Origin of the sequence: Streptomyces sp. NRRL B-1347 (genome assembly GCF_000720325.1) — a bacterium.
Lineage (GTDB): Bacteria > Actinomycetota > Actinomycetes > Streptomycetales > Streptomycetaceae > Streptomyces.
Window position 1 is genome coordinate 153,049 of sequence record NZ_JOJM01000019.1, and the last position, 6,241, is coordinate 159,289.

A 6,241-nucleotide genomic window follows, 5' to 3' on the forward strand; every position below is an offset into this window, starting at 1 on the left:
GTCCGCCCAGGGGGCGAGTGGGGCATCCCCTGCTCGAGCGAAGCCGAGAGCTTGGGGAGGGGCGGGCACAGGGGCGGAGCGCTGCCGCAACCCTCATCCGCTTTGACCCGCACCACAGCGGCCGCGCACCGAGCCACAGCACAGAAACCCCCAAACCCCTGCGTACCATCACGGAGTGACCTGGTGGCGAGCCCTGAGACAAACGGCCCACACAGGCCTGTCCGTGGAGCGCCGCCGCCTGGAACCCCTCGTGGCCCTCCGCGGAGCCACCGGCCTGGCCATCGTCATCGGCGCGAGCCTCGCCCTGTTCGGCCCCGCCGTGGCGGCCAGCTCCGCGTTCGGCGCGTACCAGGCGGCCATCGCCACGTTCCAGCGCAGCTGGCGCCCGCGCCCCGAACTGGCCATCGCCTCCGGCACGAGCCTCGCCGTCTCCACCTTCCTCGGCTACGCGACGGCCTCCCACCAGCCCCTGTTCCTGGCCCTGCTCGCCCTGTGGACCTGCCTCGCGGGCCTGAGCTGGGCGGCGGGCCCCACGATCGGCCTCATCGCCACGTCCAACGTCGCGATCATGCTGGTGACGATCACCCTCCCCACCTCGATCGAGGCGGCCGCGGGCCACGCGGCGATGATGGTGGCGGGCGGCCTGGTCCAGGCGGCCCTGGTGGTCCTCTTCCCGGTGCGCCGCTGGGGCGCGCACCGCGACGCCCTCGCCGACGCGCTGGCCGCCGAGGCCGACTACGCGCGGCGCCTGCGCCACGACCCGGTGGCGCCCTTCGACCCGGTCCCGCTGATGGCGGCCCGCGACGCGGCGACGATCACCCCGCGCCAGGCCCGCACCCGGCCCGCCGAACTCCACGGCGCCCGCGGCCTCGCCGAACGCATCCGCCCGGTGCTCGCATCGCTTGCCGACCCGGCGATGGGCGTCCCCGAAGAGGGCCCCGAACGCGCCCGCGCCCGTGAACTCCTCGCCGCGGCGGCCGACATCCTCGACGCCGCGGCCCGGGCCATCCGCCACGGCACCCCCGTCCACCTCCCGCCCCCGGCCGTGGCCGCCTTCCAGACCCCCGACACCGGCGCCATCCTCCAGGGCCCGCCCCACAGAGCGGCGACCCGCCTGGGAGCCCTGCTGAAGGACGTGGTGGAAGTAGCGGGCGGCCGCGCGGCAGCTTCCGTTTCCGCTGTGGGCAATCGTCCCGCAGGGCGAGTGGGGCATCCCCTGCTCGAGCGAAGCCGAGAGCTTGGGGAAGGGCGGGCACAGCCCGAGGTGCCGAGCAACCGTGCCACCAAGGCACCGGACAAGAACCTCCTCCGCCCCGGCCTGGCAGCCCTCGTCCCCGCCGCCGCCAAGGCCATGCGCACAGAGCTCCACAAGCGCGACTCCCCCGTCACCCGCCACGCCCTCCGCGTCACCACGGTCACCACCGCGAGCTACGCCCTGGGCACCTACCTCCCCCTCGGTCACGCCTACTGGGCCCCCATGGCCTCGGTCATGGTGATGCGCCCGGACTTCTCCCAGACGTACTCCCGCGCGGTCGCCCGCTTCGCGGGCACCCTCGTGGGCGTGGCCCTGGCCACGGGCCTGGTCCAGCTCACCCACCCCGGCACCTGCCTCTCCGCGGCCCTCGCCGTCGCGTCGGCCGGATTCATGTACCTGCTGATGCGCACGGGCCAGTTCGCCGCCCAGGCCTGCGTCGCCGCGTACGTCGTGTTCCTGCTCGGCATGGGCGGCGAGGAGTGGACGCAGACGGTCCCGGAGCGCGTCTTCCTGACGCTGCTCGGCGGCGCCCTCGCGATGCTCGCGTACGCCTTCTACCCGGCCTGGGAGACCCCGCGGCTTCGCACCCGCCTCGCGGACTGGCTGGCGGCGGACGGCCGGTACGCCGCCGCCGTCGTCGGCCACTACGCCGAACCGGCGGGCAAGTCCTGCCCGGACGTCCGCGAGGCGCTGCTCGCCGCCCGCGACGCCCGCGTCGCCTGGCAGGAGGCGGCCGAGCGCGCCCAGCGGGAACCCGTGCGCCACCGAGGCCTGTCCCGCGCCGCCGCGCAGGACGCCGAGCACGCCCTGGTGCAGATCGGCCGCGTCGCCATGCTGATGGAGGCGCACCTCCCGGAGCGCGGCGCGCCCCCGGTCCCGGCCGCGGCCCGCTTCGCCCAGGCCCTGCGCACCGCGACGGCGCAGGGCGCGAAGGCCGTGCGCGAACGCCGCGTACCCGCCTGGGACCCGGTGCGCGAGGCCCTGGCCGCCTGGGACGGCGAGGGCGTCCCCGACCGCGTCGTCCGCCGGGGCACGAAGCTGTTGCTCCAGGCCCTCGACGAACTCTCCGACGCCCTGGCCACCACGCCCCCGCCGATGCTGGTGGACGGCACCGACAGCGGCGTACGCACGACCCAGCGGGAGCCCGTCGAACCCGGAGAGCCCGGAGAGCCCGGAGAACCCGGAAAGCCGAACGGGCCGCAGGACCCGAAAGCCCCACGACCCGAAAACGCCGAAGACACCAAAGACACCAAAGACGCCAAAGGCGCTGAAAACGGCAAAGACGGCAGCAGCCGCTAGCCGTTCACCCGCTCACCCCGCTCGCGTCAGCCCTGCGGAAGACCGGCCGTCGGCAGCCCTTCGGGCAGCTTCCCGCCCTCGGCCTTCACGAACTCGTCCTTGCCGTGGCCCTCCCAGAGGACCTTCAGGGTCGTACTGCTCACGGACTCGACACGGCCCTCGGAGCGTTCCGTACCGCCGTCGCTGCACTTCAGCTTGATCGTCCGCTGGCCCCGCTCGTTCCCCGCGGTGCCGTCGCACACCTGCCCGGTGCCGATCAGTGAGGCCCGGCCGCCGCTGATGACGAGCCCGACCGGCTTGCCACCGGACTGGGAGACCCAACTGCCCTCCAGGCTGCCGCCCTTGGTGCCGGAGTCCCCGGTTCCGCCGGAGTCGGCCGCTCCGGACGAGCCGCCGGAAGCGGCCCCCTTGTCCTTGCGGCCCTTGCCGCCGCCGTCGTCGCTGTCGCTGCTGCACCCCGTCAGGACGAGCGCGGCGGCGAGCCCCGCCACCGTCGCACCGACCGCCGCTCCGCGGACGCGCCTACGCACCGAAGTCCCCCAAGTCAGATACGGATCGAGCCCTGTTCCCTGCCGGTCGGCCGGGAAGCGCGCGCCAAGCTACCAGGAGGACTTGCGCACGCCGGGCAGGAATCCGGCGTGCGCCTGCTCCCGCAGCCGCACCCGGGAGAGCCCGAACGTCCGCAGGTATCCGCGGGGGCGCCCGTCCACGCTGTCGCGGTTGCGCACGCGCGTGGCGCTGGCGTCGCGCGGCTGGCGCGCCAATTCCCGCCGGGCCGCGAGCCGTTCGGCGTCCGGCGTGGACGGGCGGCGGATGATCTCCTTCAGCTCGGCCCGCCGCTCGGCGTACCGGGCGACGACCTCGCGCCGCTTCTCGTTCCTCGCGACCTTGCTCTTCTTGGCCATCAGACCTTCACCCCGCGCGCACGGATCCTGGCGACGGCGGCCTCGACGCCGATCACGTCGACGGTCTTGATGCCCCTGGCGCTCAGCCGCAGGCGCACGTACCGGCGCTCGCTCTGAAGCCAGTAGCGCTTGCTCTGGACGTTCGGGTCGAAGCGGCGCGACGTGCGCCGGTGGGAGTGGGAGACGTTCTTGCCGAAGCCGGGCTTCGCGCCGGTCAGCTGGCAGTGGGCGGACAAGGTGACGCACCTCTCGGTCGGTCTCGCTCCCGTCCATTTGGAAACGGGATTCATTTTCATATACTAGCCGTCATGGCTCGCAACGAACTCCGCCCGGTCATCAAGCTCCGGTCCACCGCCGGCACTGGCTACACCTACGTGACCCGCAAGAACCGCCGTAACGACCCCGACCGCCTGACCCTGCGCAAGTACGACCCGGTGGCAGGCCGCCACGTCGACTTCCGAGAGGAGCGCTGATCCCCGTGCGTCCCGACATCCACCCGCCGTACGGCCCCGTCGTCTTCCGCGACAAGGCCGCGGGCTTCGCCTTCCTCACCCGCTCGACGGCGACCAGCGACAAGACGGTCACCTGGGAGGACGGCCACACGTACCCCGTCATCGACGTCGAGATCTCCTCCGCGAGCCACCCCTTCTACACGGGCCAGCAACGCGTCCTCGACACGGCGGGCCGAGTGGAACGCTTCGAGCGGCGCTACGGGGACGCGACCCGGCCGCCCCGCCCCGCCGAAGGCAAGGCCCGCTGATGGGCGGCCCCATGGCGGTGGCCGTCGTGGCCGGGCTGCACTCGGAGGCCCGGGCCGCGGCCGTGGCGCGGCTCCTGGCCACCGTCCCCGACAGCGTCGCCCTGCACCACGACCTCTCCACCGCCACGACCGGCCGGGTCGTACGGACCGTGCGCGACGCCACCGGCCTCCTCTCCACCGGCGAGGCCCCCCTCGTCAACGACTGCGCCTGCTGCGCCCTCCGCGAGGACCTCGTGCCGGAGCTGGAGCGCCTCGCCGCGGGCGGCCTGACCCGGCTCGCGGTCGTCGAACTGTGGGACTCCGTGGAGCCGAAGGCGATGGCCGAGGTCATCGCCGGGTACGGCTCGCGGGCGCTGCGCCTGAGCGGCGTCATGACGGCCGTCGACCCGGGCCTGCTCCTGCCCTGCCTCGCCAACGGCGACGACCTCGTCGAAGCGGGGCTCGCCGCGGCCCCCGGCGACCAGCGCACGGTCGCCGACACCTGGGCGCGCCAGCTGGAGTACCCGCCGGTGCTCGCCGTCCTGGACACCGCGGCCGCCGACGCCGAGGACCGCGCGCTCCTCGCCCAGCTCCACCCGACGGCCCGCCAGGTCCCGATCGGCCACGGCGACCTGGCGGGCGCCGCGCTCGCGGGCTTCGACGTGGAGGCCGCGGCCGCCGCACAGCACCCGGCGTGCGCGCTGCTGCCCGCCGAGGCCGACGACAGCGGCGTCACCACGTTCGTGTGGCACCGCGACCGGCCCTTCCACCCCGAGCGCCTGTACGCGGCCCTGGAGGACCTCACCTGCGCCGCCGCCCGCAGCCGGGGTCGGTTCTGGCTCGCGGACCGGCCGGACACGCTGCTCGCCTGGGACGCGGCGGGCGGCGCGCTGTGCGTCGAGAACGCGGGGCCGTGGCTGGCGTCCCTGCCGGACGCCGCCTGGGAGCTGGTCCCGCCGGTGCGCCGCGCGGCCGCCGCGCTCGACTGGCACCCGGAGCACGGCGACTGCTGCCAGCACCTCGTGTTCACCTCGCCGGGCCTCGACCGCGACGCGCTCGCCCAGGTCCTGGAGTCCTGCCTGCTCACGGACGACGAGTACGCCGCCGGGCGCACCGCCTGGAAGGACCTGCCGCCCGCCTTCGACACCCTCCTGGAGGTCTGACCCCGTGTCCCCCCGCCGCCCCGACCGCATCCCTACGAAGCCCCGCCCCAACCCGCTGGACCGGGAGGGCATCACGTACATCGACTACAAGGACACCGAACTCCTGCGGAGGTTCCTCTCCGACCGCGGCAAGATCCGCTCCCGCCGCATCACCCGCGTCACGTCCCAGCAGCAGCGCCAACTGTCCCGGGCCATCAAGAACGCCCGGGAAATGGCACTGCTCCCGTACGCGTCGCGCTAGCGGCCCTCCGTCTCCGCCCGGGGCCACCGGGCCGCCGGGCCGTCGAGCTACCGGGCCGCCGGGGCGCCCGTGGTCGCGAGGGCGCCCCGGCGGTCACGAGGGGGCGCACGTGCAGCCCACACGCTTCGGTCCGGCCAGGGCCACGGCCCCGCGGGGAACCCCCCGGCGGATCATGCTCGTCCCCCCGGACGGCCCTTCCTGCCACCGGGCAGGACCCGCGGGCCCCGAAGCCAAGGAGAGGCGGCGCCCACCATGGTCAGCACCGGCGAACACGAGGACCGGCTGTTCGCCGCGCTGGCCAACGGCACGCGCCGCGAGGTCCTGCGCCTGCTGCGCGAGGGCGGACCGCAGCCCGTACAGGCGCTCGCCGTGCACTTCGACATGCGCAGGCCCAGCCTCTCGGAGCACCTGAGGGTGCTGCGGGAGGCCGGTCTCGTCTCCGGGGAGCGGGCGGGCCGCCAGCGCATCTACCGGCTCGAAGCGTTTCGGCTCGCCGAGGTGCGGGACTGGCTCGGCCCGTACGAGCGGCTCTGGCCCGAACGCACGTGTCGACGCACGTGCGAGCGCACGAGCGAGGGTCCGGAGTAACCCGCACCGCCCCCGGACCGTCCCCCGGGCCGCCCCCCCCTGGACCCCGCC

Annotated in this window: 9 protein-coding genes; 6 read left to right on the forward strand and 3 right to left on the reverse strand. The window is 74.6% G+C overall.

What is annotated here, in order from left to right; translation table 11 throughout:
- Positions 1 to 175 precede the first annotated feature (175 nt).
- Positions 176 to 2,554, forward strand: coding sequence for an FUSC family protein (locus IG74_RS0118570; RefSeq protein WP_078868866.1), 2,379 nt, complete (start codon positions 176 to 178; stop codon positions 2,552 to 2,554).
- A 26-nt stretch (positions 2,555 to 2,580) separates the two neighbouring features.
- Here IG74_RS0118570 and IG74_RS0118575 read toward each other — a convergent pair whose 3' ends face one another.
- The 3 genes from IG74_RS0118575 to rpmB all read right to left on the reverse strand — a co-directional run bounded on the left by IG74_RS0118575 (position 2,581) and on the right by rpmB (position 3,695).
- Positions 2,581 to 3,084: a hypothetical protein gene (locus tag IG74_RS0118575; RefSeq protein WP_030677970.1), complete on the reverse strand. Its 504-nt coding sequence runs from the start codon at positions 3,082 to 3,084 to the stop codon at positions 2,581 to 2,583.
- Between the two features lie 69 nt (positions 3,085 to 3,153).
- Entirely contained in the window at positions 3,154 to 3,459 is a 306-nt protein-coding gene (gene rpsN / locus IG74_RS0118580; protein ID WP_030677972.1) for a 30S ribosomal protein S14, read from the reverse strand.
- A complete protein-coding gene (gene rpmB / locus IG74_RS0118585; protein ID WP_030677974.1) occupies positions 3,459 to 3,695 on the reverse strand; it encodes a 50S ribosomal protein L28 in 237 nt (78 codons plus the stop codon). Before rpmB ends, rpsN begins: the two co-directional genes overlap by 1 nt.
- 72 nt (positions 3,696 to 3,767) lie before the next feature.
- On the opposite strand from rpmB, the gene rpmG reads away from it, so the two are divergent.
- The 5 genes from rpmG (at position 3,768) to IG74_RS0118610 (ending at position 6,190) form a co-directional block, all read left to right on the forward strand.
- Positions 3,768 to 3,932, forward strand: coding sequence for a 50S ribosomal protein L33 (gene rpmG / locus IG74_RS0118590; protein ID WP_030361075.1), 165 nt, complete (start codon positions 3,768 to 3,770; stop codon positions 3,930 to 3,932).
- A 5-nt stretch (positions 3,933 to 3,937) separates the two neighbouring features.
- Positions 3,938 to 4,219, forward strand: coding sequence for a type B 50S ribosomal protein L31 (locus IG74_RS0118595; protein ID WP_051855003.1), 282 nt, complete (start codon positions 3,938 to 3,940; stop codon positions 4,217 to 4,219).
- The gene (locus IG74_RS0118600; RefSeq protein WP_030677978.1) at positions 4,219 to 5,361 is read left to right on the forward strand and encodes a CobW family GTP-binding protein; all 1,143 of its coding nucleotides are present in this window, start codon (positions 4,219 to 4,221) and stop codon (positions 5,359 to 5,361) included. Before IG74_RS0118595 ends, IG74_RS0118600 begins: the two co-directional genes overlap by 1 nt.
- A gap of 4 nt (positions 5,362 to 5,365) precedes the next feature.
- A complete protein-coding gene (gene rpsR / locus IG74_RS0118605) occupies positions 5,366 to 5,602 on the forward strand; it encodes a 30S ribosomal protein S18 (protein WP_030677980.1) in 237 nt (78 codons plus the stop codon).
- Between the two features lie 252 nt (positions 5,603 to 5,854).
- Positions 5,855 to 6,190, forward strand: coding sequence for an ArsR/SmtB family transcription factor (locus tag IG74_RS0118610; protein ID WP_051855004.1), 336 nt, complete (start codon positions 5,855 to 5,857; stop codon positions 6,188 to 6,190).
- Positions 6,191 to 6,241: the final 51 nt, after the last annotated feature.

Excerpts from the sequence above, each read along its gene's own strand:
- rpsN (WP_030677972.1), bottom strand. The coding sequence starts at position 3,459 with ATGGCCAAGAAGAGCAAGGTCGCGAGGAACGAGAAGCGGCGCGAGGTC.
- rpmG (WP_030361075.1), top strand. The coding sequence starts at position 3,768 with ATGGCTCGCAACGAACTCCGCCCGGTCATCAAGCTCCGGTCCACCGCC.
- IG74_RS0118600 (WP_030677978.1), top strand. The coding sequence starts at position 4,219 with ATGGGCGGCCCCATGGCGGTGGCCGTCGTGGCCGGGCTGCACTCGGAG.
- IG74_RS0118610 (WP_051855004.1), top strand. The coding sequence starts at position 5,855 with ATGGTCAGCACCGGCGAACACGAGGACCGGCTGTTCGCCGCGCTGGCC.